This is a genomic window from Dolichospermum sp. UHCC 0406, assembly GCF_009712025.1.
GTDB lineage: Bacteria > Cyanobacteriota > Cyanobacteriia > Cyanobacteriales > Nostocaceae > Dolichospermum > Dolichospermum lemmermannii.
The window spans coordinates 212,096-237,542 of record NZ_VILA01000019.1 but is presented as its reverse complement, the minus strand read 5'-3'; the positions used below and the strand labels follow the sequence as shown (position 1 = coordinate 237,542).

The window sequence follows — 25,447 nt, the reverse complement described above, 5'->3', positions numbered from 1 at the left end:
GCTCAATATCTATCCTAAGTTGTTCTAAGGTTGCTATAATCTCAGAAATTAATGTTACAAAACTTTGCAGCAAGTTACTTTTTTTAGTAACCTTGTCTAGCTGTCTGTTGTTTTTCAGGTATTCATGACTACATCAATCATCAAAAGTCAGGAAATAGCGGTCTCCACAGACCTTGGTAAAGACCAAATAAAACTAAAACATATTATCAAAAGTCTACCCAAGGAATGTTTTCAGAAAAATAGCCGCAAAGCATGGACAACTGTGCTTATCAGTCTATCTATGGCTGCATTAGGCTATTATTTTATAGCAATTTCCCCTTGGTTTCTTCTACCCATAGCGTGGATTTTTACAGGAACTGCTTTAACAGGTTTTTTCGTTATTGGACATGATTGCGCTCATCGTTCATTTGCAAACCGTCGCTGGGTAAATGATTTAGTGGGACATTTCTTTATGATGTTCTTAATTTACCCTTTTCATAGCTGGCGCATTAAACATAATCATCACCATAAACATACCAACAAGCTAGACGAAGACAACGCTTGGCATCCTATTAGAACAGAAACTTTTGCAAGTTGGTCTAAAAGTAGACAGTCTGTCTTTGAGTTGTTTATCAGTAAACGTCTCTGGTGGGTAGGTTCTATTGGCCATTGGGCGGTTGTGCATTTTGATTGGCGCAATTTTCCGAAAAAAGAACAAGATAGTGTTAAATTTTCTGTGGCTGTAGTGGCTGTTTTTGCAGCGATTGTTTTCCCAACTTTGATTATTACAACTGGTGTTTGGGGTTTTATTAAATTCTGGGTTATTCCCTGGATGGTTTACCATTTCTGGATGAGTACCTTCACCATTGTTCACCACACTCTTCCAGATGTTCCTTTTGCAACTGCTAATAAATGGAATGAGGCTTTAGCACAGTTATTTGGAACAGTTCATTGTGATTATCCTCGTTGGGTAGAAATTCTTTGTCACGATATTAATGTTCATGTTCCCCATCATATTTCTACTGCTATTCCTTCCTATAATTTGCGGTTGGCTTACAGCAGCATCAAAGAAAATTGGGGTGCTTATCTCCATGATGAATATAAATTCTCTTGGGGTTTAATGAAGGACATTACTAATCAATGTCAACTTTATAAAACTGATATTGGTTATATAACTTTTGACGAATATCGTGAAGAAAAATTATCAACGGTGAAGTAGTAATTCTTTCTACTTTTAGCACCAATTCTTTTGATTTGGCAATTAACCAAATTTAACCCGGTTTAGGTCAATTGCCAACATCTCAAGTTTGTATTTTAGAGGTCATTAAATATTACCTCACTGTTAATTTCTAATTTACAATCAATTAAATAATCCAGTGCAATTAGATACAATCGAGTTTAATCAAAACCCTAGTTCTGCATCTACTGAAGGTCAAGAAAAATTACCGTTTACTCTTCAGGATTTAAAAGCTGCAATTCCCGCTGAATGTTTTCAGCCAAGTGTAACGAAATCACTTTATTATTTCTTCCGTGATGTTCTGATTGTGGGACTGCTGTATGCAGCGGCTAATTATCTGGATTCTTGGTATTTTTGGCCAGTTTTTTGGGTCATGCAAGGAACTATGTTTTGGGCTTTATTTGTTGTTGGTCATGACTGCGGACATCAATCTTTTTCTAAGCATAAATGGTTGAATGATTTAGTTGGTCATATTACCCATACTTTCATTCTTGTTCCTTATCATGGTTGGAGAATTAGCCACAGAACTCACCACAAGAATACAGGCAGTTTGGAAAATGATGAAAGCTGGTATCCTGTTTCTGAATCTGAGTATGATGAAATGCCTTTATCGCAAAGAATAGGGCGTTTTTATCTGTTCTTATTGGCTTATCCGGTTTATTTATTCAAGCGTTCTCCTGGTAAAGAAGGTTCTCACTTTTCACCTAGTAGCCCACTGTTTAAGCCTTCCGAAAAATGGGACATTATCACCAGCACCACACTTTGGATTAGTATGGTAGTTTTGTTAGGTTTATTCACCTATCAATTTGGTTGGATGGCGTTGTTAAAATACTACGCTGGACCTTACATTGTCTTTATTATTTGGTTGGATTTGGTGACTTTCTTACACCATACTGAACCGGGAATTCCTTGGTATCGTGGGGAAGAATGGACTTTCCTGAAAGGGGCAATTTCTAGTGTTGACCGAAATTATGGAATTTTTAACCACATTCATCATGATATCGGTACTCATGTTGCTCACCACATTTTCTTGAATATGCCTCATTACAATTTGTTGAAAGCGACTGAGGCAATTAAACCAATTATGGGTGAGTATTTCCACGAATCAAAAGAACCAGTTTGGAAGTCTTTGTGGAATTCTGCTATTGGTTGTCATTTTGTTCCCGATACAGGTAGTAAGGTTTACTACACTTCTAAGAGTCAGAATGTCAAGTAATCGGTAAATTTTTTAAAGCTAGGAAGTCCGCTAATGCGGGCTTTTTTTATTTTATATTTTCCTTAAAATTGAAAATAGGGGATAATTATCTTCAAGGATCGGCATACTGAATAAGGGAGAAATTAAAAAACCACTCTTGGGACGAAGGTAATAAAGCGAAAATGAGACGTAAATCTGCTAATACTAGACCAACAAATAACCCTAAACCCTCTATTTTCCAATCCCCGGTGTTTAACTTCGCCACCATTGCCCTTTTAGGAGGAGTGATGATTTTGGGAATTGGGATTGGGATTGCGTTTAGTTCGACAACTACATTAAGTTCATCAAACGTAGCTTCCCGTGAGTTCATTGACACTAGAGCGCCAAATCCTGAGATTTGTGTGCAGTTTGGATCTAGTGCCATGGTGATGGATGCCAGACTCTTTGTCACTCTTAATCCCTTTAATGTCTTTGTTGCCCAGCCAAATATCCGCCCTGGATGTGTAATTCGTCAAAATAACTGGGCAATTTTGGAAAATAAAAAACTTGTAACATCAGATCAGGTACGAGAATGTAAAAATCGTCTTAATACCTTTGGCTTTACAGGGGACTTAAATAGTGAAAAGCCAGATATTAGATGTATTTATCAAAATGAATCGGCTCAAAATTTCTTTTTATCTCAACCTGGTGCTGTGGGAAGTCCACAAGATACGGAAAGATTTTAAATATGGGAGTCAGGAGTCAGGAGAAGGAAGAAGAAAGAAGAAGAAGGAAGAAGATTTTTCTTTCACTTTTCTTCTTTCCTGATAAGTTTTAGTTTTCTATGCTTACAGATACTTAATCACGACCATTGATAGCAATCAGCAAGCGTAAGATAAAGACAAATAAATTGATGTAGGTGAGATACATTGACAAAGCTGCTGGTAAATATTCATCATTGCGGTAAGTGCGGGGTAAGATGTAAAAATCAACTACTGATGCTCCTGCGAAGAGAAATACACCTATACCAGAGATACCAATTTCTAACCAACTGGGTGTGTAAACACCAAACAAGGTAAAGACAAATTGGAGAAGACAAACCACCAATAAGGCCACAATGCCCAAACTAACGGTTTTTGTCAACGCCATACCGTCTGCTTCCGAAAGGTTAGAACCGATTTTTCGGGCAACAATGAAGGTAATGCCACAACTTAAAGCAGCAATAGCAATACCTTGAATACCTACCCCTTGGGTTCTCAAAGCTACAAATACCAAGCCACTCAAGGTATATCCAGATAAGAGACTGTAAATACCCAATAGGGGTAAAGCTAGGGCTTTGTTACCTTTTGATGCCACATTTTGGGCAACGAAGAACAAAACTGTCAATAGATGATTTAATTAACATTGTTACGGCTCATTTAGATGCAGAAACTGCTAAAATTCCAGATATAAATACACTAATTCAGGATTTTCATGGGAGACAAAAAGAAGAAACACTAGCAACAGACCAATTATTAAATGCTATTTTTATGGTGACAAAAGGACGTATTGATAGTAAAAGTAAGTTGATTGAGAAACTGCTTACAGATTTAGGTGCAGTTGAAGACTTAGAGGCTGAAGAAGAAAATGAATAAATTATCTTCTCATGCTATGATTAAACGCTTAATCAGCCGATTAGATCAGGCTGGATTACTGCACAGTTTGTCATTGGATGATGAAGATATTGCTGATAGTATTTGGTTGGCTTTGCAAATGGGAGTTATTGCTGAACCAAAAGCACCAGAAACCAAAATAATTGATGATGGAAAAATAGAACCTTCTCAAGATACTTCTGTACAAGATTCAGTTATTAATGTTTATACGAAATCACCAGAAAAAAAACCAAATAATCAAACATCAGGAACAAAAAACACAACATCAGGATTTCCGTTTCAAGTTCCCGCAGCCCGGACTATTCAAAATTCCTTAGAAATTGGTCGGGCAATGCGTCCCCTCAAGCGCAAAGTACCTTCTACAAGCAGATTTATTTTAAATGAAGAAGCAACAATTAACCGCATTATTGAACGTGATATATGGCTACCTGTTACCAAACCAGAACCAGAAAGATGGCTAAATTTAGAATTAGTAGTTGAAGAATCCCGTTCTGCTTTTATTTGGCAAGAATTGATAGATGAATTTCAACAAATTCTCGAAAATCAAGGGGCATTTCGGCGTATTCGAGTTTTGACTATTAAATCTCAAAATAATAATTTAATGCTCATTCGTCGTAAAAAAGGAGGTAAATTAGAACAACGTCAACATCAGCACCGGGAATTGATTCATCCAAATAAACGGGGTTTAACTTTACTTATTAGTGATTGTGTATCTCCCCTTTGGCAAAATCCCACTTTTCATCAATGGTTAAAAGATTGGTCGGAATCTCAACCTACTGCTGTTGTCCAATTCTTTCCTGAACGATTATGGGATAGTACCCAATTATCTTTAGGACGTAAACTTTTTGCTAAAGCCTTAAATCCTGGTATTGCTAATAATAAATTAATTTTAGATGATTTACCTTTTTGGTTAAATATTAATTGGCATAAAACTTTAATTTTACCTGTTCTCAATTTAGACCCACAAATATTAAAACTTTGGGGGCGAGTAATTGCCGGTTTTGGAAATACTAGAATTTCTACTTATTTATTTGATTTAGAATACCTCTCTTCACCTCTCCCTAACCCTCCCCAAAAAGGAGAGGGAACAAATTCCCCCCCTTCCCTCGCAGGGAAGGGGGACGGGGGGTTAGGTCAAGAAGAACAAGCGAAAATAATTGTTAAACAATTCCTAAATACAGCATCACTCACAGCCCAAAGATTAGCAGGAATGATGGCTGCTGCACCTGTGGATATTTCTGTGGTTAATCTGATTAGAAAAACCTGTTTAAAAACAGCCCAACCTGTTCATGTGGCAGAAGTATATATGGGGGGATTACTTCATGTTACTAAGGAAGATAAAGCCGGAAAAGCTAGAGTTTATGATTTTTTGCCTGGTGTGCGAAAGGTACTCAATCCGGCAATGGCCACTAATGAAACAATCAATGTTTTAGATGCTGTTTCTAAATATATTGGTGACAGAATTGGTTTATCAGTTAATAGTTTTACCGCACTTATAGATTTATTACCTGAAATTGAAACCGATAAAGAGAAAGTTCTACCCTTTGCACAAATAGCTGTAGATGTATTCCGCAATCTTGGGGGTGAATATGCTGATTTAGCAGATTCCATATCTTCCCAAATTCAAGCAGGTACTTCTCCAGGAGATACAACAAAAGAACCAGAATTAAAAACCTGTGATTTTGAAGTTGCTACTATTGAAATTGTTAAAACTCACACTTTTGATTTTGTGGTGGCAACTTTAGAACGGGAGTCAAAACGCTCTTGCCTTGACAAAGTGGATTAAAAAATGTCTGAATCAGGATATCCAGGATTTAAGGATGTACAGGATGAAGTTTCTGTCCCAGTCAGAGATTGGGAGTGAGATGAATGGCGTTTAACAAGGCGGTACTTTTTATATTTTTACTATTTTATAGATTCTTAGGTAAAGGTTGCCCAAATTCAATTATGGGAATTTCTTTGAGTTTATTTGGAGAACTATTTTTGTTTTCTGAAGGTGGGGTCAACATAGCGGCAGGTAGGGGTGAATTGGTAATTACTGGGGGGTTTTGAGAATTTAGAGGTGGTACGGTGATTAAGGGTTGTTGGGAGTTACTTGTGAGATTTGTGGATGGTGGTAGAGTAGTGTCGGGTGTGGGTAAGAGACTCTTAGCGGGAGAAAAGCTAAGATGAGGATTGAATACCCAGCGCGTGGGTTTTTGTCGAGAAAGAGGTTGAAGTTGTACTTGGTTGGGTTGGAATTTGGTTCCTGGTGCTAGGTCAAGAACTATGCGGGTAATATTGGCGTTAAGTTGAGAAATACGAATTTTCTGAATTGCACCGGCATATTCTTTTTGGGTGAGGACTTTACCGAGTTTGGTATTAGGTAAATCGAGAACCAGACGTGGTGGTTGAATTAGGTAGAAATATTGGGGTGTTGCAGTTGCGGAGATATTAATTTCTAATTGCTGGGATTTGGGGTTAAATTCCCAATTATTAAGTTGTGCGATTGGTTGGGCAATACTGATATTGGGGGTAAGGGTGATTAAACCACATAAACTTACCCCGATAGATGGAAGAATTTTATTAGTTATTGTTTTCATAATTTGGTGGTGATTCAATATAGTACCTGGTTGGCAAAAATTAAGAATTACGAATTATTTCTTGGGTATTAACTGCTGGTAAAAGGGCGGTGAGGTGTGAGGTAACTTGACTGTAACGACGGGTAATGAGTAATGAAGAACGACATTGGATGGCGAGTTGATCTGTGTATCTTCCCAGGGTTTGACGTTCTATTCCCCACAGACGGCTAGTACCAGCAATGGTTAAATCAACATTTTCTGAGGCAGTAATTACCGCTTGGATTGGTTCTGGGGATGTAACAGTTTTAATTTCAATGCGATCGCGGACACTTTTGGGTAACTGCTCAATCATGGTGTTGAGTTCATAACTTAATTCGTCTTGGACATGATTGCCTTTAAAGACTTGTAAAACTTGTAACATACAAGTATCACGATTAATCAGCATTCTGAGGGCGATAATTAATGCTAAATCGTCATGAATGTTGGCAGAGTAGGGAACTAATAAACTTTCTAACCGTTCGCCACCTTTATCTACAAATACGGCGACATCTACTGGTGTAGTCCCCAGGATTTGTCCGACTCTTCCCCCTAACCGATTGTTACTAAAAGCTGGACGATGCCAACCGACGAGAACTAAATCGGGTTGTTCAATTTTGGCTATTTGTGCTGTTTCTCTAGCAACATTGCTAGATATGCGAACTATGGGATGGATACAGGAACGTGTTAGTGGTGGTTCTAGGGTGGCGATTAATTCTTCTAATTTTTGGCGACGCTCGGCAATCAGTCTGTCGGCTTCGGTGGGGGTACTTTCAAAGCCATAGTCTTCTTCGAGTTCAATAAAACTGAGGGGATAAACAATAGCAGGTTGTCGGTTGTTGACTGCGATCGCTGTTGCTAACTGTAACAAACCTTTTTGGGCATTGGGATTGGCAACTGGGACTAAAATCCGATATGGGATGAGGTAAGGTTCGCTGGGGGCTGGTACAGCTTCTGAGGGAATTTCTGCTTCTGGTTCAACTATATCTAATCTGATTAGGCGCTTAGGATAAGTCCATTCCAGTAATGGTGAAGTCATGAATGTTGTCACCAAAGCCATAATTACTAACATGGTGAAAAGTAAGGGGGTAATTACGCCTAACTCTAAACCAATGTTCAAGACAATTAACTCGGTTAAACCGCGAGTATTCATTAACCAACCGAGGGCTGATGCTTCTCGTTTGTCAATGCCACTAATTCGAGCAGCTATATAAGCACCAGTAAACTTACCGCCAATTGCTACTAATAAAATCAAAGCAGACAATAGCCATAAATGAGGACTGTTAAGTAAACCAATTTGTGTTTTTAAACCACTGTAGGCAAAGAAGATTGGTAAGAGAAAGATGAGAACAAAATCTTCAGTTTTGATGGCTAATTCTCTGACTAATCCCTCATCTTTGGGCATGACTGCGCCTAATAAGAATGCCCCAAAAATTAGGTGAATGCCAATAAATTCAGTAATTAAGGCAGAGGACACAACTCCCATATAAATTACAGCGAGAACGAATTGACTCAAACGTCCAGCCCGACGATGATGTTTGCTTAACCGTTTGAGAAACCACCGTCCAACTGTGAACATGAAGCCAATATAAACAATGCTTTCAACAATGGTGAAAATAGCTTGTTGATCAATACTACCGTGACGAGCGACAGCGATCGCTACTGCTAAAATACACCAAGCTGTCACATCATCCACCGCCGCACAAGTTAAGGCTAATGTCCCTAACCGAGTTCCCTGTAAGTTATTTTCGGTAATAATTCTCGCCAATACAGGAAAGGCGGTAATTGACATGGCTGCCCCTAAAAACAAGGCAAAAGGGGCAAAATTTACATTGTTGCCAGAAACTAAAGGATAAAGGAGGAAAGATAATCCAAAAGCCGAAGCAAAGGGAACAATAATGCTGAGATTAGAAATGAGAATGGCAGTTTTTAAGTTACCACTCAGATATTTAGGATTTAATTCCAACCCAATCAGAAACATAAAAAATATTAGCCCTATTTGCGATAAAACATTCAAATAAGGCATTGTTTCTGGGGGAAACAGGCTATGTGCTAAACCGGGAGCAATTAAACCAAATAATGATGGACCAAGCATGATACCAGCGAAGATCTCACCAATTACCAATGGTTGTTTAATTACTTTGAATCCCAGTCCCACAAGTCGGGAGAGTCCAATTACAATTAACACCTGAACTAGAACGAGAACAACTGTGTGCATATTTTCCTCATTAACGATTATCCGGGTTCACTATGATAATTATTTACAAGAGTGTAAATTGTCAACCTAATTAGATATATTTTCGGCTATTTTTATTAATTTAAGATGTTAATTATTGTTAATTTACTATCTTAATTGCCTCAAAAAATCAGTATTAATTTATTGTTAAACCGCGAATAAAATTGAGAATTAGCAAGCATAAAACCTAGAACAAGAGAATAAAGTGATCAGAACCTTTGATCAATAAATTATTTCCTCAAAAAAGGCAATAATAACCCAGAAATTGTCAAACAATACTATAACTAAAAGTTGCAAAAAGGTCTCAGTTGTCATGTACAACACTTGCTGGTAAACCCCGTTTTTCTTCTTCTCTCTTCTTTCTGCTGACAAAGGGCGCAGAGCCTGCGCCCCTACCTCCTGACTCTAGGAAAGAATTAGCCAAAAAATTGTACATAAGGCGTTAAATTTTGTTAAGATTATATACGGCGTTAGCTTTGCCCCCTGTCCCCTACCTACGAGACGCTTCATGCTGCGATTAGAACATATCAGTAAAATTTATCCTACAGGCGAAGTTCTTAAAGATGTCAACTGGGAAGTCAAACCAGGAGATCGGATTGGTTTAGTTGGTGTTAACGGTGCGGGAAAATCCACCCAATTGAAAATCATCTCTGGGGAGATTGAACCCACCGCTGGGGAAATTATTCGCCCTTCCAGTCTACATATAGCTTATCTTAACCAAGAATTTGAGGTTGACCCCACTCGTACAGTCAGAGAAGAATTTTGGACTGTATTTAAAGAAGCCAACGCAGTGCAGATGGCTTTAGCTCATATTCCCCATGAGATGGAAACTGCTAATCCAGAAGAGTTAGATGAACTAATTCATCAGTTAGATAGGTTACAGCGTCAATTTGAGGCTTTAGACGGATATAACTTAGACTCGCGGATTGGTAAGATCTTACCAGAGATGGGATTTCAACTAGAAGATGGCGATCGCCTAGTTAGTGCCTTCTCCGGTGGTTGGCAAATGCGGATGAGTTTAGGGAAAATTCTCCTGCAAAAACCCGACTTGTTACTACTGGACGAACCGACAAACCACTTAGATTTAGAAACCATTGAGTGGTTAGAAAATTACCTGCGCGGTTTAATTACCCCCATGGTGATAGTTTCCCATGACCGGGAATTTTTAGATCGTCTGTGTAACCAAATCGTGGAAACTGAACGGGGTGTTTCCAGTTCTTACCTGGGTAATTACTCATCCTACCTACAACAAAAAGCGGAAAATCAATACGCACAACTTAACGCTTACGAACGTCAGCAAAAAGAATTAGAAAAACAACAAGCATTTGTAGATAAATTCCGCGCCAGTGCTACCCGCAGTACCCAAGCGAAAAGTAGAGAAAAGCAACTAGATAAAATTGAACGCATCGAAGCTCCCACAGGCGGAGTAAGAACTCTGCATTTCCGTTTTCCTGATGCTAGTCGTAGCGGTAGAGAAGTGGTAGAGATTAAGGATTTAACTCATGTTTATGGGGATAAAATTCTGTTTTTGTCGGCAAATCTGCTAGTGGAAAGAGGAGACAGAATTGCGTTTCTCGGTCCCAATGGTGCGGGTAAATCCACACTATTAAAAATTATGATGGGTGTTGAACCTCCCACAGAAGGGATTGTGAAATTAGGTGATCACAACGTTATTCCGGGTTACTTTGAGCAAAACCAAGCGGAAGCGTTGGATTTAAATAAAACCGTCATGGAAACAATTCATGATGAAGTTCCCAACTGGACAAACGAAGAAGTCCGCACACTGTTAGGAAGATTCTTATTTACTGGTGATACCGTATTTAAGAAAGTTGGGGCATTGAGTGGAGGTGAAAAAGCTCGGTTAGCATTGGCAAAAATGCTTTTACGTCCAGCGAACTTAATCATTCTGGATGAGCCTACCAACCACTTAGATATTCCGGCAAAGGAGATGATGGAAGAGGCTTTGCAAAACTATGATGGTACAGCCCTGGTAGTTTCCCACGACCGTTATTTTATCTCCCAAGTAGCTAACAAAATCGTCGAAATTCGTGATGGTGAATTTCGCGTTTATTTAGGAGATTATCACTACTATCTCGATAAGAAAGCCGAAGAGAAAGAACAAGCAGAATTAGCAGCAGCAGAAGCCGAAAAAGCTGCTAAAAAAGCCGCTAAAGCTGCTAAAGCTGCTAAAGCTGGAGCAAAGCAGAAGTAGAATAAGCAATTATCTCCAAAACCGTAAATCCTTGTATCCCTCTTTTCTGATCAACTATAAAATATAGAAAGGGGGATTTCCTGGGTTAACTAGAGAAATGCTGCTAAAAATCAGAAAAATATCCTGTATTATTCAGTTGCTCCTCTGATGTCCATATTCTTCAGTTTTTTTCTGACTGGGTATCAGCTTGTTTTTGTTGATCAAAAGTAACAATAGTGATTACAGTTATGGATATCACACTAACAGAGAGTTGAACAATTAGACCTCTGGTGAAAATGAATGTAGAGACGTTCTATAGAACGTCTCTACAAGGGTTTCAAACCACGCACATTTAATTACCGGAGATGCCTATTGTATATTACTGTCAAATACAATTGTCAATAACTCAGCCTTAAAGGGACTGAGCTTGTAAGAAATCAAGACTTACGTGTTTGACTAGCTCATTGAGACGCAATTTGGTACGAACTTCCGAATACTTCTCTAGTTCGGATTATCTTCAAGCTATCTTGTAATAGCGTTGGTTAAAGCCAAGACATCTTGATTGCGTTGAGCGAAGGGACATTAAACTTTACTCGAAGGATTATCTCTTTATGCGAGTACCCGTAATTTCAGTAGACAATACGCCATTAATGCCAACTAAACCTAGTCGAGCAAGACGATGGATCAAATGCGGTAAAGCAATCGGCAAATTCGATAAACTTGGCATTTTCTATGTCCAGTTATTAGCCGAATCAAGTAATACTGAAACGCAAGAAATAGTTCTTGGTTTAGACCCTGGTAAACTCTTTTCAGGTATAGCGGTTCAGTCCAAAAAGTTCACCTTGCAAATGTTGCATTTAGTTTTGCCTTTCAAAACGGTCAAAGACCGAATGGATCAACGATCAATGATGCGGCGTAATAGGCGAGGAAGGCGAATTAATAGAAAGCTATCTTTCAACAAACGCAATCATCGTCAAGCAAGATTTGATAATCGTCGTGGCTCAAAGTTGCCTCCAAGTATTAGAGCAAACAAAGACTTGGAATATCGAGTAATTAGTTTACTCCTCCAACTTTACCCAATAAAAACAGTTGTTATTGAAGAGGTTGAAGCACGAGGTAACAAAGGCTTTAGTCCCGTCATGGTTGGACAGAGATACCAAATTAGCCGACTATCAAAACTTATAAATGTCGTTTTAAAGAAGGGCTGGGAAACCTCAAACCTTCGTAAGTACCTGGGATTGCATAAAGAAAAATCCGATAAATCTTTGCAAATACCAGAAACACACGCAGTTGATGCGGTTGCCTTAGCAAGTTCTGAATTTGTTAAATACCAGACGTGGGAAGGTGCTAAAAATCATGGCGCATCTTGGATAGGAGGGGTTGATATCACAGAGTCTCAATTCACCATTGTGCGTCGTCCTCCAATTAGTCGTAGACAACTCCATTTAATGACTTTTAGTGAAGGTGGTAATCGTCGGAAATATGGAGGCACTACAACTCGTCATGGCTTTAGAAAAGGTGACTTTGTGGAAGCCACTCAAGGAAGTAAAACTTTCTTTGGTTGGGTTAGCGGAGATACTGAAAAAGCAGTCTCTGTTAGTGACGCTAATTGGAAAAGATTAGGACAATGCACTGTTAAAAAAGTTAAGTTGATTCTAAGATCAACAAGTCTAATTATTACGGCGGTTAAAACCGCCCGTGTCGCTTCCCTCTCAGCACTAAAGTGACTGAGTTTCCCGCTTACCGCGAGGTCTTATAAATTAATGAAATTCAACTTAGGATTTATATCAGTCCGTTCTACATGGATAGCAGTTTTAGCTTTAGTATACTACGAAACTGCACAATTTTCTCGAATTCTCGCTTCTACGCCCCAAAATGTTACACCAGTTTGGCCACCTGATGGTTTTGCTACTGCTGCTATATTACTTTTTGGGTATTGGATTTGGCCAGGAGTATTAATTGGGTCATTCTTAGCAAATATTTGGGCATTTATTAATCCAACCAATATCATTACGCTCATTTCTTCAATTTTACAGGTTTTAGGAATTGCTATTGGTACAACTTCTGGGATATTACTGGGTTGTTTCCTATTTCGCAAATTAGTTGCTACACCCTCTCCTCTAGAACGACTAAGCGACGTGAGGAAATTTTTAGTATTCACAGGGATGATTGGACCAATTGTGAATGCGACTGCGGGAGTAACAGCATTAACATTAGGAGGAAAAATATCTATTATTGACTTTACCAATTTATGGGTAACTTGGTGGATATCTAACGTAGCTGGAATCTTTATTTTTACTCCAGCATTACTAACTTGGGGAGAGTTATTTAAGGAATATTTCTTAACGCACAAACAAGAATTTGCAATTAACCTAAAATCAAGAACTTTTTGGGGAATTATCGAAATTTTACTCTTATTAACAATTGTTATTATTATATGTGAAAATGCTTTTTTTAGTAACTACTTTATAGAATACATGATTATTCCTTGTTTAGTTTGGGCAGTTTTTCGGTTTGGGAAACTAGCTGCTACAAACTTAATTGTACTTGTAGCTGTAATGGCTATTTTAGGAACAGTTAGAGGACTAGGAGCATTTAATCGTTCTAACTTAAATGAATCTCTTTTATTACTACAATGCTTTATTGGGGTAATTGTCTTAACAACACTTGTATTAAATGCTGTGATTAGTGAAAGAAAAACAGCAACATTAATCCTAAAAAATTCGCAAATGGAATTATTTGATAAATCGCTAGAACTTCAGCAAATAGCAGAAATATTAGAGCAACAAAAAGAACAGCTTATTCAGCAAAATTTAGAATTAGAATTAGCAAAACAAAATTATGTAGATGCTAACCGTTACAAAAGTCAATTTCTCACCAACATGAGTCACGAACTGCGGATACCATTAAATGGTATTTTAGGAATTTCTCAAATTTTTCAAGATTCACCAACATTAACAACATCAGAGAAAGAAGATATTCAAATCATTTATCAATCAGGTGTCCATTTATTATCATTAATTAATGATATTTTAGATATTTCTAAAATAGAAGCTGGAAAAATGGCACTAGAACTGCAAAATTTTAACTTTCCTGATTTTTTGAAAGGGATAGTCGAAATTTGTCGTTATTCTACAATGGAAAAAAATATTGATTTTATCTATCAATTTGACCAAAAAATACCTATTATTATTCATACCGATGAAAAACGCTTAAAACAGATTTTGCTAAATCTATTAGGAAACGCTATTAAATTTACGGATACAGGTAAAGTAACTTTGATTGTTAATTTTATTAGTCAAGAACCAAAAAATGAGTTATTTTATTTAACTAAAATAAACTTCCAAGTCACAGATACTGGTGTGGGAATTAGCTCTGAAAAATTAGCCAAAATATTCTTACCATTTGAGCAAGTAGGAGAAAGTAAACTTAAATCTCAAGGCACAGGATTAGGTTTAGCAATTAGTCAAAAAATAGCTCAAATAATGGGTAGTGAAATTAAAGTCATTAGTAAATTATCCCAAGGTAGTCTATTTAGTGTAGAGCTAGATTTTCTCACCCCCAAAAATCAAGATATCCAAAAACCAGTCATTAAATTTGATACCCATTTCTCCCAGAAATTTCCTTTACAAATATTGATTGCTGAAGATAATATTGTTAATCAGAAAATTGCTGAGAAATTATTTCAGAAACTAGGATATCAAGTAGATATTGTCAATAATGGGGTTGAGGTATTAACCGCATTAAAACAACAGATATATGATGTTATTTTCATGGATATACAAATGCCAGAATTAGATGGGATAGAAACAACAGAAGCAATTTATCAAGAATGGGGTAAAACTAATCGTCCTTATATTATTGCTATGACTGCCAATGCAATGCAGTCAAACAGAGATGAATGTTTATCTGTTGGTATGGATGATTTTATTCCTAAGCCTGTCAAATTAGAAGCAATTGTAGAATCAATTCAACTGGTGCAAAAAAGACTTTTTCAACACAGAATTTATCAGTCAGAATCAACAGATTAAAAGCTGCACGACTTATAAAAAGTACCCAAAAAAAGAGAGTGGGAGGAGGCATTACCAAGCGCCTTTCTCTCCCACTCTATCATTTGCTGCTGAAGCGATTAGGAACTTTATTCATACAGACGAGAACCGTTAATTAGGGGGGTAATTTGCAGGTTAACGATAACGTCTATACTTAGCAGGTATTCCTAGGCAGCAAATACTAATTCTATTTATTTTTTAAGCAATCTTAACAAGAGCTTTTTGCTAATTGATTCAGTCTCTTAACGAATCCCTTGTTTTTGCTCGACTCATATAATTTAGCCTGGTTCGTTTCATGATGGTTGCCAATTTGGCATTTATTTTTAAATTTTTTATTTGTTCATTGCCAACAGTTTGTAATCTATATTTTCCGGGAATAATTAATAGGGGGTCACACCCATCATCCCCGATATAGATTGATTTCACTGGTTTTTAAGCCATTTTGTCTAGGACCATAAAACCAATTTTAAAATATTTTGATTATGGAAAATCAAGGTTTTAAGGATGAGGGGTGAAACCCTTCATTTATTCACTAATGGTGTTGGAGTATATACTAGAGGCTATTAATTTAAATTGTTAAGCCGATTCCTCCAGCCGCAAAATCAATCACGGTTTGATTGGAAAATTCATGGCTTGCTATGGCTTGCAACATTGCCAATGGTAAGGTGAGATGATTAGCACCGGCTTGGAGAGACGCGGCTGCTTCTGCTGGTGACTTGATACTAGCTGCTAAAATTTCCACATTACTGCCTTTGAGAATACTGGCCATATCTCGTACCAAAGCAATACCGTCTCCTAACAAGCGTTCAGCCCGATTGACATAGGCTATGGCGATTTTTGCCCCCGCTTCCTTGGCTACTGCGGCTTGTGCGGGGCTGTAAATGCCGGTGACGGAACAGGTGATTTCTGAGGAAAGGGTGGCTACTACCTCAAATCCTAGGGGTGTGGCAGGAATTTTTAAGATGGTTTGAGAACCAATAATTTCAAAAGCTTTTCTCCCTTGGGCTATCATTTTCTCTTTGTCTGAAACGAGGAGTTGATAATATACCGGACCTGAAGTTAAGGAAACTAAGGTTTTGAGGGTGGTTTCTGGTGGGGTGTTGGCTTGTGCTAACAATGTGGGGTTGGTGGTGATACCTTTTACCCAACCCCAATGTTTAACAATTTCGGCTTCTGCGGCAATAGCTGAATCTAAATAAAGTGCCATAATAACCCTGATTAATTCTTTCCAGGATTACTTTACAGCAGTTTATCCAGAAGAATTAACAGAAATATCTTAGCTAATTTTTCACGCTATCCTACGTACTCACCTCGATATAAAAAACATTTATGCCAATTTAGCCAAAAAGTGAGATACTGCAAAAAAATTATATATTCACCTCACATAACAACAAATGGAAAAACTACAATTATTTGGTATGCCTGCGGAGAAAGGGCGATGGCTACTGATACCTCTAAGTATCACTGTTTTACTGTGCTTGGGTACAGTTTATTCTTGGAGTATTTTTAGAAAACCTTTGGAAAAACTTCTTAGTGTGGGTGCAACTGATAGCCTATTACCATTTACGGTGCTGCTGGTTGTATTCGCAATTTTAATGCCAATCACTGGCTTTTATATCAATCGTTTTGATACTCGTCTGATTACAGGTGTTGGTGGGTTAATTACGGCAGTAGGTTATATCCTCTCTAGTTTGGGTGGCAATATTCCTACATTAACTATTACCTATGGTGTGATTGCTGGTATGGGTGTGGGTATCACTTACGGTGTACCATTGGCTGTGGTGGCTAAGTGGTTTCCTGATAAAAAAGGTTTGGCTGTGGGCGCTACTGTGATTGGATTTGGTTTGTCACCTTTAATTACTGCACCTTTGGCCAAGTTTCTGATAGATGCTTTTGGAGTTCAGCAAACTTTTGTAATTTTAGGTATTGCTTTTGCAGTTATTATTACCGCTATTTCTACTGTCCTCACAACTCCTCCTCCAGGTTGGCAACCAGAAGGATGGACTCCACCCGGATCTGTGCAAACAAATTCTCACACGACAACTTCAGGATCAATTCTTCAGACTTCCAGTTTTTATGGCTTGTGGTTGTGCTACACCATTGGTTCTTTTGCGGGACTGGCAGCTATTGGTATTTCTAGTCCTCTAGCACAGGAAATTATTAAATTAGATGCAGCCACAGCCGCAAATACAGTTTCTCTGTTTGCTGTCTTTAATGGTGCGGGACGGTTGTTTTTTGGGTGGTTTACGGACAAATTTACGCCAAAGTTGGGGGCAATTGTTTCCTTTGTTTTAATTTTGATTGGTTCGATTATGATGCTGAGTGCGGGTAAGGGCAGTGTACTCACTTATATAGTCGCTTTTTCGCTATTTTACTTGGCTTTGGGGGGTTGGTTAGCGATCGCTCCCACTTCTACTTTAATCATGTTTCAATCCCAAGACTATGCCAAAAATTACGGTATTGTCTTCACTGCTTACGGTATGGGGGCTTTGGGTGGAACTTTATTAGCTGGCAAAATTAGAGACATTTTCGGCAGTTACACTAATTTCTTTTATCCAACTGCGGGATTAGCCATTGTGGGAATTATTGTGGCTGTATTCATGTTGAAACGCACTTCTGCCAATGCCGATTTAGTCACATAATTTGTTCGTTTTCGACATCCCCTCTTAACTTATGCTTTCCCACATTAGTTAGAGGGTTGTCGGATTATTATGTGCATTTTCTAATTATTTTTAATTTTCTGCAAGAGTCAGATCCCCGACTTTTCTAAGAAGTCGGGGATCTTATCCCTATAGTGTGTTCAGTTACAGTTATTATCCCGTTAGTTAAGCAAGAATAGAGATTATTGAATTCAATTCCAACTCCTGAATTCTTTTTTGATAATTGATATGTAGGGGCTGCTGAATAAACCTAGAACTGAGATATATCAAGAGTTTGAAGGTAAAAAAGGTGAATCAGGTGCAAGGAATAAGGGTTGAAATCAGCAAAAACCTATCACTTGACCAGATTCAAAACTATTCTTCTCTTCTTCTAATTCTTCCTCCTGACCCTTCGACAAGCTCAGGGCATCGCTCCTGACTCCTGACTCCTGACTCCTGACTCCTAGCCCTCACAGACAACTTTTTCAGCACCCCCTATGTAGCCATTTATATAAATTTTATGCTGCGGTTTTATGAAACCTCGAATTATTGTTTGCGGCTTAGGGCGTACCGGATATAAAATATTTCGGTTACTGAGAGAACATGGGGCTTTAGTAGTAGGTATTCATCGCAAACCCGTTGCTGGTGAAACTGCTGCTAATGTAATTGTTGGTGAGTTACAGGCAGTTGCCACTTTGCAAGCAGCGGGAATTACCGAAGCACATACTTTAGTAATTGCGACTTCTGATGATGCCCTAAATTTATCAATCATGATGCAAGCACGGGTACTTAATCCCCAAATTCGGATTATTAACCGTTTTTATAATACGAATTTAGGTGAACGTCTTGATCAAACTTTGTCAAATCATTTAAGTTTGAGTGTTGTGGGTTTAGCCGCACCAGTATTTACCTTTGCCGCTTTAGGAAACAAAGCCATTGGCCAAATTAAATTACTTGAGCAAACTTGGCCAATTCAAGAAGAATATATTCACGAAAATCATGCTTGGAAGGGTAGAAAAATTAGCTGTTTATGGGAAGATCCAACGCGAATGCTGATTTATTATGTCCCTATCCAAGGGAAAATGAATGTAGTTTCAGCAGTGTTATTAGATCAACAATTGAAAGTAGGTGATCGCTTAATTATTGGCACTCAACCCCGCATTCGTCCACAACGTAAATCATTTATTAGAAAATTAATCAAAGCTTTTGCTAATATTAGGGAATTTCAGAAACACGCCCAATCAGTTGTCGGCATGGCAATAGCTTTATTAGTAATTATTTTACTCTCTACATTTACCTATGTTGCCAGTAAGCATAATCTCTCTTTTGTTGATGCTTTATATTTTGCTGTCGGCATGATTACAGGGGCTGGTGGTAATGATAAAGTCGTAGAAAATGCACCTGATAGCATCAAATTATTTACCGTTATCATTATGCTAATTGGGGCTGTGGTAATTGGGCTTTGGTACGCTACGCTGACAGATTTTATCCTGGGTAGTCGCTTAAAACAATTTTTAGACGCAGCGAGAATTCCCCAACATAATCATTATATTGTTTGCGGTTTAAGTGGTATCGGCATTAGAATTGTTCAACAATTACATCTGAGTGGCCATGAAGTAGTAGTAATTGAAACAGACGCTAATAATAGATATGTGACTACTGCTAGAGGTATGAGTATTCCTGTCATCCTTGCTGATGCCAGTTTTCGCGCTACTCTACAGTCAAGTAATATCAACACAGCTACCGCAGTTTTAGCTGTCACTAGCAATGATGCTACTAATTTGGAAATTGCTCTCAAAGCTAAGGCTTTAGCACCGAATATTCCTGTGATTGTCAACTATGCTGATCCCGATTTTGCTGGTATAGCACAACAGGTATTTGACTTTGAAGCTGTACTCAGTCCCGCTGAACTAGCTGCCCCTGCCTTCGCTGCTGCTGCCCTAGGTGGTAGGATTATTGGTAATGGCATTATTGCTGATAATTTATGGGTAGCTTTTGCCACCACAATTACACCAATACACCCTTTCTGTGATGAGTGGGTGAAAGATGTGGCCAAGTTGGCGGATTTTGTGCCTTTGTATGTGGAAATCAACCACGAAACTGTACAAGGCTGGGATTTATTAGAAACGATTCTCGCCCCTGGAGATGTTTTGTATTTAACCATGCCCGCTAACAGGTTAAATCAGTTATGGCGAGAAGAAGGAAAAGGTATTGGAGTTTAATTAATTTTTATGGCAAGATAGTTCTTCCTCGTCAGTTTCAACTATATCAGATTCCCAGCCGCAAGTCAACCCCCTTTATCTATAAAATGCGAAATTTTTTTCTTTTTTTGGGAATTATGTTATGCCTACGGCACGCTGCGCGTTAACGAAGTTACTCTGAAAGATGCACGCGCAAAGGCGCAAAGGTTGAATTTGCTCACCTGTTACCTATTTGTAGGATGATAATGTAGCACTTGTACAGTGTTATTGCATTCCCAAATAGGAAAATAGCGTGTCAATTCAAGAACATAAAATTACGGTAGATTCTTTAGAATGGTTTTATCGGGAAGCTGAACCGATTGGGAGAACTGATTTAATCCCTGTGTTATGCTTACACGGGTTAGTTTCTCAAAGTTATAGTTGGAGAAATGTTATTCCCAGTTTAGCAGCACAGGGAAATAGAGCGATCGCACCGGACTGGATTGGTTACGGATTTTCTGGTAAACCCGAAAAACAGGATTTTGCTTATACTCCGGACGCATTTATCACAGCTTTGGATGGATTTGTTAAAGCTTTAGAACTAGAAAGATTTTCCTTAGTTGTCCAAGGATTTTTAGGTTCAGTTGGGTTACAATATGCCTTACGTCATCCTGAAAAGATTGCTAATATAGCGATTTTAAATACACCAATTTCTACTTCTGCCAAAATTCCTTGGAAAATCAAACAAATGGGTTTACCATTAGCTGGAGATATCATTACCCAAGATCCTTTGTTGGTTGATAGAACATTGGAAGGGGGTAGTCGTTACCGCATTGAAGATGAAGATTTAGATATTTATAGAAAACCATTTTTGAAAAGTTCTGCTTCTGGGAGAAGTCTCCTCACCACAATTCGCAATTTTCAACTAGAAAAAGCGATGATAGAAATAGAAAATGGGTTTAAAGAATGGCCACAACCTATTTTAGTCCAATGGGGGATAATTGATCCTTGGTTATCTGTAGATATGGCGGAAACTTTCGTTAAATCTGTCGCCAATGGTGAAATAATTAAACTTAATAATGTGGGACATTATCCCCAAGAACATTATCATGAAGTGATTTTACAGGATTTACTCCCATTTGTCCGGCGTTCCCAATCGAATTAGTTATAAACCTGTGTTTCTTGTTCTCTGCTATCCCTCTTTTATGTATTTCTGAGAAGAAGGATAGTAAAGTCACATGATATATTACTTTATAGCAATTCCTATTCAAGTGAGGTAAAAGAAGTAATAATTAAACGCAGATAAACGCAGACAAACGCAGATGTTTTTGTACTTCTTTAGACGAGGAAATACTATATCAGTTTTTGATCTGCACATTCAAAATCTTTTCTACCTATTTAAAATAATGATTGAACAATATAAAAATCAACAACATACCATCTTTCATGGTGATGCTATTAGCGTTTTATCAAATCATATTCCTTCAGAATCAGTAGATTTAATTTTTATCGATCCTCCCTATAATATAGGTAAGAAATTTGGTAATTTCCATGATAAATGGGAATCAGAAGCAGAATATATAAATTGGTCATATCAATGGCTTGATGAATGTATTCGCATTCTCAAACAAAATGGTACAATTTATGTGATGACAAGTACCCAAGCAATGCCTTATTTTGATATTTACTTGAGAAAAAAATTAACTATTCTCAGTCGCATAATATGGCATTATGATAGTTCTGGAGTTCAAGCTACAAAATACTTTGGTTCAATGTATGAACCTATTCTTCATTGTGTCAAAAATAAAAATAATTATATTTTTAATGCAGATGATATCAAAGTTGAAGCAAAAACAGGCGCACAACGTAAATTAATTGATTACAGGAAATCAGTTCCTACTCCCTATAATACAGAAAAAGTACCTGGTAATGCTTGGTATTTTCCCCGTGTTAGATATCGCATGGAAGAATACGAAAACCATCCTTCACAAAAACCAGCGTCATTATTAGAAAGAATTATTTTAGCAAGTAGCCATGAAGGAAGCTTAATACTTGATCCTTTTGCTGGAACTTTTACAACTGCTGCTGTAGCTAAAGTTTTAGGTAGGGAATCTATCAGTATTGAACTACAAGAAGAATATCTAAAAATTGGGTTAAGAAGGGTTTTAAAAATGGCAGAATATAAAGGAGAAAAACTCTTACCACCACAGAAAAACCATAATGTCAAAAATAAAAATGGTAAAAAAGTAGATTTAGATTTTATCCAAGGGAGTATCTTTGATGCAAATACTACAGCATGATTTCACGAAAACAATAATTAATATTCTTAATAAATATTTTCCTGGAGATGGAGAGATTCAACAACAAATAGATATTGGATTAATGAAAATCTTTTAAAAATCGAAATTGGTGAGCAATTAATCAATATTTCTAAATCCGTTAAAGATATCATTGATGCTTATATTCAAGCCAGAATGAAATCATTCAATGAATTCATGATTTATTGTCAAAAAATGATGGAAATTCAAAATCAGTCATCTGAAGCAGCAATTGAATTTATTAGAAGTCTATTAAAGCCAAATGTAGATGCTAGAGTATTTGAAATTGTGAGTTATGCGATTTTAAAACAGTATTATGCAGAGCAAAAAATATACTGGGGTTGGTCACAATATGAATTAAATGTTGATCATTTGATTTTGTATAAGACTGGACGCACAAATGCAAATGATGGTGGGATAGATTTTGTTATGAAGCCTCTGGGAAGGTTTTTTCAAGTTACAGAAACTTTAGATACGGGAAAATATTTTTTAGATATTGATAAGGTACAAAAATATCCAGTTACTTTTGTAATCAAAACTGAGGATGAAGTTGAATATTTACTCAAAAATATTGAGGAACAAGCCAGGATAAGATATCAAATCAAAGCTATTATTAAGAAATATATGGAATGTATAGAGGAAGTGATAAATATTCCAGAGTTAATACTTCGTTTTAATAAAGTCTTAGATTTTCAAAGGGGTATTCAAGTAATTGAAGAAATAGTTTTACAAAGTCGAGTTGAGTTCAATATGGAAGAAGAAGTAGTTGAGGATGAAATATGATGATGATAAATATAAGATTTACACTTCTTAACCTACCTGCATCCTTGCTGTAAAATCACCATAACCTGATAATGAGAGTAGATGCAATCATTTGTAAATTGATGAAGGTAGGTTAGGATTCATGGCTTATTCGTGGTTTAAAGCATTTCATATTATTGGCTTTGTGGTTTGGTTTGCGGGGTTATTTTACCTAGTGCGGTTGTTTATCTACCACGTTGAAGCGAACCTTGAACCAGAACCAGCAAGAACGATACTGAAAAACCAGTATCAAATCATGGAAAAGCGTCTTTACGATATTATTACCACTCCAGGTATGTGCGTAACGGTAGCAATGGCCATTGGAATCTTATCTACAAACATGGAACTGCTACAAGAACCCTGGTTACATTTCAAATTAGGGTTTGTAGGTATATTAATTGGCTATCATTACTACTGTGGAAGATTAATGAAGCAGTTAGCAGCAAATGAATGTAAGTGGACTGGTCAAAGTTTACGCGCATTAAATGAAGCACCAACACTTTTATTAGTTGTAATTGTGATGTTGGCGACATTTAAGAATAACTTACCAACGGATATTACAGCTTGGTTAATTTTTGGTTTAGTGATTTTCATGGCTGTGAGTATTCAACTTTACGCCAAAATCCGCAGACGTAATCAAGAAAAACTCACAGCAGAATTAAATCAAATTCCCCAAGGGTAATCATGTATTTTTTCCTTTGCGCCTTTGCTTCTCTGCGCCTCTGCGCGAAACAAAAACAATGATATGATTATCGAACACTGCCAGCTTGACAATCCCGTAACCATAGTTTAACACCTTGAGCGATCGCCCCGTTACTACTATTTCTCGGTGGTGCGATAGGTGGTTTGACTGGATAACTACCGTCTTGGGTAAACATCATTACCACAGTCCAACCAATGTTCGTTTTTGTCAAAAATAGCCTGTGAAATTCTTGTAATTCCACAGGTTTTTTGTGGATATATGTCCGTTCTAGGGTAGTAAAGAAAACCTGTTTTACTCCTTTGGCGTTATACTTATCCCCATTATCAATACTTGGATTTAATGGTAAAGGTTCAAATTCTGGTTTACCAGCAACTAATATATAGGAAAAAGTATCAACACTCCTGTTCAGAATACGCGCACGCTGGATAACACGATTAGTATAGCTAGGTATATCTAATATTAGCTGAGTTGTTAAAGTTTCTAAACTTTGCTCAGAACAAGAATTACTAATTTTGGGATTTACAGGTTTGGGAGGAATATTTTTAGCATCAGCGGAGTAATGAAATCCAGGAGAAATAAACAGCCAGCAATTACAGGCTATCAAATATAAGCACCAAAAAGCAGGAGAGAAATTTACTTTCTTCTTCCTTTTGCTTTTTTCCTCTGGAATTCCTAAACTACAGTCAGGGTTTAGCATTGCTCATTTTTGCTACAATTGGTGTCTAATTAACGTAAAACGTAAAACCGATTTGATTTAATAACTTACCCCCAACAAAGGCAAAAAAATAGTATTAAGAGGGTTGACAATTGATTTTGAATTTGTTATGATAGAAATGACGAGGAAGAACTATCTTGATAATCAGATTATATCTTCAACTCCTCTAAAATCTGATTCCAAGCTAACTCAGGAACAGCCGCCGCAGTAATGGGACGACCGATAACGAGATAGTCTGCACCCGCTGTGATAGCTTGAGAGGGAGTGAGCGATCGCTTTTGATCTCCCTTCTCGGCCCATGTTGGCCGCACCCCTGGACAAACCAGCAAAAAGTCTTTTTCACAACTTGCTCTTAATTGTTGCACCTCTTGGGGAGAACAAACAGCCCCATTTAAACCAGAATTCTGTGCCAACAGTGCCATTTCTAAAGCAAATTCTGGCAATTCTAAAGGTATTTTTAAATCAACCGCCAATTGTCGCGCCGAAATACTGGTTAACAACGTAATAGCGATTAACTGAGGTGGTTTTGTCCCGGCTTTTTCCGCCCCAATTTGCACCGCTTCCGCCGCAGCTTTTAAAGCATCATTACCACAAGTTGCGTGAATTGTCAATAAATCCACCCCATAACCAGCCGCAGCGCGACAAGCACCGGCGACAGTATTGGGGATATCGTGAAATTTCAAATCTAGGAAAATTCGCTTTTCTTGAGATTTGAGGATTTCCAGAATCTTGGGACCAGTGCTAGTAAACAACTCCAAACCAACTTTCCAGAAAGTGACTTGGGGAAGTTTATCAACAAGAGCGATCGCACTGTCTAAATCTGGTACATCTAAAGGTACAATAATTTTTTCATCATTCATAATTCTGGTTATTACTTATTACATATTATCCAATTTATTATACTTTAATAGCGATGTTTAATATGACTACTTTTGAGTAGTTTAACAATTAGATTTACTTAATTAAAGCCTATAAG

19 protein-coding genes and 1 pseudogene are annotated in these 25,447 nt (G+C 37.5%); 14 read left to right on the top strand and 6 right to left on the bottom strand.

The features are described 5' to 3' along the window. Nucleotides 1–124: 124 nt before the first annotated feature. The 3 genes from FJR09_RS18490 (at nucleotide 125) to FJR09_RS18480 (ending at nucleotide 3,136) form a co-directional block, all read left to right on the top strand. The gene (locus FJR09_RS18490; protein ID WP_015083213.1) at nucleotides 125–1,198 is read left to right on the top strand and encodes a fatty acid desaturase; all 1,074 of its coding nucleotides are present in this window, start codon (nucleotides 125–127) and stop codon (nucleotides 1,196–1,198) included. Nucleotides 1,199–1,355: 157 nt separating this feature from the next. Then, entirely contained in the window at nucleotides 1,356–2,432 is a 1,077-nt protein-coding gene (locus FJR09_RS18485) for a fatty acid desaturase (protein ID WP_015083214.1), read from the top strand. A gap of 161 nt (nucleotides 2,433–2,593) precedes the next feature. Continuing rightward, complete coding sequence (locus tag FJR09_RS18480; RefSeq protein ID WP_015083215.1) at nucleotides 2,594–3,136, top strand: DUF3172 domain-containing protein; 543 nt, start codon at nucleotides 2,594–2,596, stop codon at nucleotides 3,134–3,136. A gap of 112 nt (nucleotides 3,137–3,248) precedes the next feature. Here FJR09_RS18480 and FJR09_RS18475 read toward each other — a convergent pair. Continuing rightward, a pseudogene (locus FJR09_RS18475) lies at nucleotides 3,249–3,770 on the bottom strand (Bax inhibitor-1 family protein); the annotation flags it as partial. Between FJR09_RS18475 and FJR09_RS18470 the strand changes: the two are divergent. Continuing rightward, the gene (locus tag FJR09_RS18470) at nucleotides 3,737–4,024 is read left to right on the top strand and encodes a hypothetical protein (RefSeq protein ID WP_162471203.1); all 288 of its coding nucleotides are present in this window, start codon (nucleotides 3,737–3,739) and stop codon (nucleotides 4,022–4,024) included. The pseudogene FJR09_RS18475 and the gene FJR09_RS18470 sit on opposite strands and share 34 nt — an antisense overlap. Then, on the top strand, nucleotides 4,017–5,828 hold the full coding sequence (locus tag FJR09_RS18465; RefSeq protein WP_015083216.1) for an SAV_2336 N-terminal domain-related protein: 1,812 nt from the start codon (nucleotides 4,017–4,019) through the stop codon (nucleotides 5,826–5,828). The genes FJR09_RS18470 and FJR09_RS18465 overlap by 8 nt, the downstream gene beginning before the upstream one ends. A gap of 124 nt (nucleotides 5,829–5,952) precedes the next feature. Here the strand turns inward: FJR09_RS18465 and FJR09_RS18460 are convergent, their stop codons facing one another. Both FJR09_RS18460 and FJR09_RS18455 read right to left on the bottom strand, forming a co-directional pair. Beyond that, on the bottom strand, nucleotides 5,953–6,624 hold the full coding sequence (locus FJR09_RS18460; RefSeq protein ID WP_041458577.1) for an AMIN domain-containing protein: 672 nt from the start codon (nucleotides 6,622–6,624) through the stop codon (nucleotides 5,953–5,955). A 40-nt stretch (nucleotides 6,625–6,664) separates the two neighbouring features. Further along, nucleotides 6,665–8,857 (bottom strand): cation:proton antiporter, encoded by a 2,193-nt coding sequence (locus FJR09_RS18455; protein WP_168634127.1) that lies wholly within the window; start codon nucleotides 8,855–8,857, stop codon nucleotides 6,665–6,667. A gap of 526 nt (nucleotides 8,858–9,383) precedes the next feature. Here FJR09_RS18455 and FJR09_RS18450 point away from each other — a divergent pair. The 3 genes from FJR09_RS18450 (at nucleotide 9,384) to FJR09_RS18440 (ending at nucleotide 15,097) form a co-directional block, all read left to right on the top strand. Beyond that, on the top strand, nucleotides 9,384–11,087 hold the full coding sequence (locus FJR09_RS18450; protein WP_168634128.1) for an ABC-F family ATP-binding cassette domain-containing protein: 1,704 nt from the start codon (nucleotides 9,384–9,386) through the stop codon (nucleotides 11,085–11,087). 590 nt (nucleotides 11,088–11,677) lie between these two features. Further along, nucleotides 11,678–12,793, top strand: a complete 1,116-nt coding sequence (locus tag FJR09_RS18445) for an RRXRR domain-containing protein (RefSeq protein ID WP_168654151.1) — start codon at nucleotides 11,678–11,680, stop codon at nucleotides 12,791–12,793. 36 nt (nucleotides 12,794–12,829) lie between these two features. Next, the gene (locus FJR09_RS18440; protein ID WP_015083221.1) at nucleotides 12,830–15,097 is read left to right on the top strand and encodes an MASE1 domain-containing protein; all 2,268 of its coding nucleotides are present in this window, start codon (nucleotides 12,830–12,832) and stop codon (nucleotides 15,095–15,097) included. A gap of 586 nt (nucleotides 15,098–15,683) precedes the next feature. Here the strand turns inward: FJR09_RS18440 and FJR09_RS18435 are convergent. Further along, nucleotides 15,684–16,322 carry a transaldolase family protein gene (locus FJR09_RS18435; RefSeq protein WP_015083222.1) on the bottom strand — a complete coding sequence of 213 codons (639 nt, stop codon included), beginning with the start codon at nucleotides 16,320–16,322 and terminating at the stop codon, nucleotides 15,684–15,686. Nucleotides 16,323–16,509: 187 nt separating this feature from the next. Here FJR09_RS18435 and FJR09_RS18430 point away from each other — a divergent pair, with 187 nt between their 5' ends. The 6 genes from FJR09_RS18430 (at nucleotide 16,510) to hemJ (ending at nucleotide 23,735) form a co-directional block, all read left to right on the top strand. Further along, entirely contained in the window at nucleotides 16,510–17,757 is a 1,248-nt protein-coding gene (locus FJR09_RS18430; RefSeq protein ID WP_015083223.1) for an OFA family MFS transporter, read from the top strand. A 530-nt stretch (nucleotides 17,758–18,287) separates the two neighbouring features. After that, the gene (locus FJR09_RS18425) at nucleotides 18,288–19,976 is read left to right on the top strand and encodes a TrkA family potassium uptake protein (protein ID WP_015083224.1); all 1,689 of its coding nucleotides are present in this window, start codon (nucleotides 18,288–18,290) and stop codon (nucleotides 19,974–19,976) included. Nucleotides 19,977–20,247: 271 nt separating this feature from the next. After that, nucleotides 20,248–21,099, top strand: a complete 852-nt coding sequence (locus FJR09_RS18420; RefSeq protein WP_168634419.1) for an alpha/beta fold hydrolase — start codon at nucleotides 20,248–20,250, stop codon at nucleotides 21,097–21,099. 241 nt (nucleotides 21,100–21,340) lie between these two features. Continuing rightward, complete coding sequence (gene yhdJ / locus FJR09_RS18415; RefSeq protein WP_168653797.1) at nucleotides 21,341–22,234, top strand: adenine-specific DNA-methyltransferase; 894 nt, start codon at nucleotides 21,341–21,343, stop codon at nucleotides 22,232–22,234. A gap of 213 nt (nucleotides 22,235–22,447) precedes the next feature. Then, on the top strand, nucleotides 22,448–23,035 hold the full coding sequence (locus tag FJR09_RS18410) for a hypothetical protein (RefSeq protein WP_174782926.1): 588 nt from the start codon (nucleotides 22,448–22,450) through the stop codon (nucleotides 23,033–23,035). 121 nt (nucleotides 23,036–23,156) lie between these two features. Beyond that, nucleotides 23,157–23,735 carry a protoporphyrinogen oxidase HemJ gene (hemJ, locus tag FJR09_RS18405; RefSeq protein ID WP_148760141.1) on the top strand — a complete coding sequence of 193 codons (579 nt, stop codon included), beginning with the start codon at nucleotides 23,157–23,159 and terminating at the stop codon, nucleotides 23,733–23,735. A gap of 67 nt (nucleotides 23,736–23,802) precedes the next feature. Here hemJ and FJR09_RS18400 read toward each other — a convergent pair whose 3' ends face one another. Next, entirely contained in the window at nucleotides 23,803–24,453 is a 651-nt protein-coding gene (locus FJR09_RS18400) for a hypothetical protein (protein WP_168634418.1), read from the bottom strand. A 167-nt stretch (nucleotides 24,454–24,620) separates the two neighbouring features. Beyond that, nucleotides 24,621–25,331 (bottom strand): orotidine-5'-phosphate decarboxylase, encoded by a 711-nt coding sequence (gene pyrF, locus FJR09_RS18395; RefSeq protein ID WP_168653798.1) that lies wholly within the window; start codon nucleotides 25,329–25,331, stop codon nucleotides 24,621–24,623. Between the last annotated feature and the right edge of the window lie 116 nt (nucleotides 25,332–25,447).

What these genes read in the sequence shown, in the direction of transcription:
- FJR09_RS18440 (WP_015083221.1), top strand. Translation starts at nt 12,830, where the DNA reads ATGAAATTCAACTTAGGATTTATATCAGTCCGTTCTACATGGATAGCA.
- FJR09_RS18430 (WP_015083223.1), top strand. Translation starts at nt 16,510, where the DNA reads ATGGAAAAACTACAATTATTTGGTATGCCTGCGGAGAAAGGGCGATGG.
- FJR09_RS18480 (WP_015083215.1), top strand. Translation starts at nt 2,594, where the DNA reads ATGAGACGTAAATCTGCTAATACTAGACCAACAAATAACCCTAAACCC.
- FJR09_RS18465 (WP_015083216.1), top strand. Translation starts at nt 4,017, where the DNA reads ATGAATAAATTATCTTCTCATGCTATGATTAAACGCTTAATCAGCCGA.
- FJR09_RS18490 (WP_015083213.1), top strand. Translation starts at nt 125, where the DNA reads ATGACTACATCAATCATCAAAAGTCAGGAAATAGCGGTCTCCACAGAC.
- FJR09_RS18460 (WP_041458577.1), bottom strand. Translation starts at nt 6,624, where the DNA reads ATGAAAACAATAACTAATAAAATTCTTCCATCTATCGGGGTAAGTTTA.
- yhdJ (WP_168653797.1), top strand. Translation starts at nt 21,341, where the DNA reads ATGATTGAACAATATAAAAATCAACAACATACCATCTTTCATGGTGAT.
- FJR09_RS18425 (WP_015083224.1), top strand. Translation starts at nt 18,288, where the DNA reads ATGAAACCTCGAATTATTGTTTGCGGCTTAGGGCGTACCGGATATAAA.
- FJR09_RS18450 (WP_168634128.1), top strand. Translation starts at nt 9,384, where the DNA reads ATGCTGCGATTAGAACATATCAGTAAAATTTATCCTACAGGCGAAGTT.
- FJR09_RS18400 (WP_168634418.1), bottom strand. Translation starts at nt 24,453, where the DNA reads ATGCTAAACCCTGACTGTAGTTTAGGAATTCCAGAGGAAAAAAGCAAA.
- FJR09_RS18435 (WP_015083222.1), bottom strand. Translation starts at nt 16,322, where the DNA reads ATGGCACTTTATTTAGATTCAGCTATTGCCGCAGAAGCCGAAATTGTT.
- FJR09_RS18445 (WP_168654151.1), top strand. Translation starts at nt 11,678, where the DNA reads ATGCGAGTACCCGTAATTTCAGTAGACAATACGCCATTAATGCCAACT.
- FJR09_RS18410 (WP_174782926.1), top strand. Translation starts at nt 22,448, where the DNA reads ATGATGGAAATTCAAAATCAGTCATCTGAAGCAGCAATTGAATTTATT.
- hemJ (WP_148760141.1), top strand. Translation starts at nt 23,157, where the DNA reads ATGGCTTATTCGTGGTTTAAAGCATTTCATATTATTGGCTTTGTGGTT.
- pyrF (WP_168653798.1), bottom strand. Translation starts at nt 25,331, where the DNA reads ATGAATGATGAAAAAATTATTGTACCTTTAGATGTACCAGATTTAGAC.
- FJR09_RS18455 (WP_168634127.1), bottom strand. Translation starts at nt 8,857, where the DNA reads ATGCACACAGTTGTTCTCGTTCTAGTTCAGGTGTTAATTGTAATTGGA.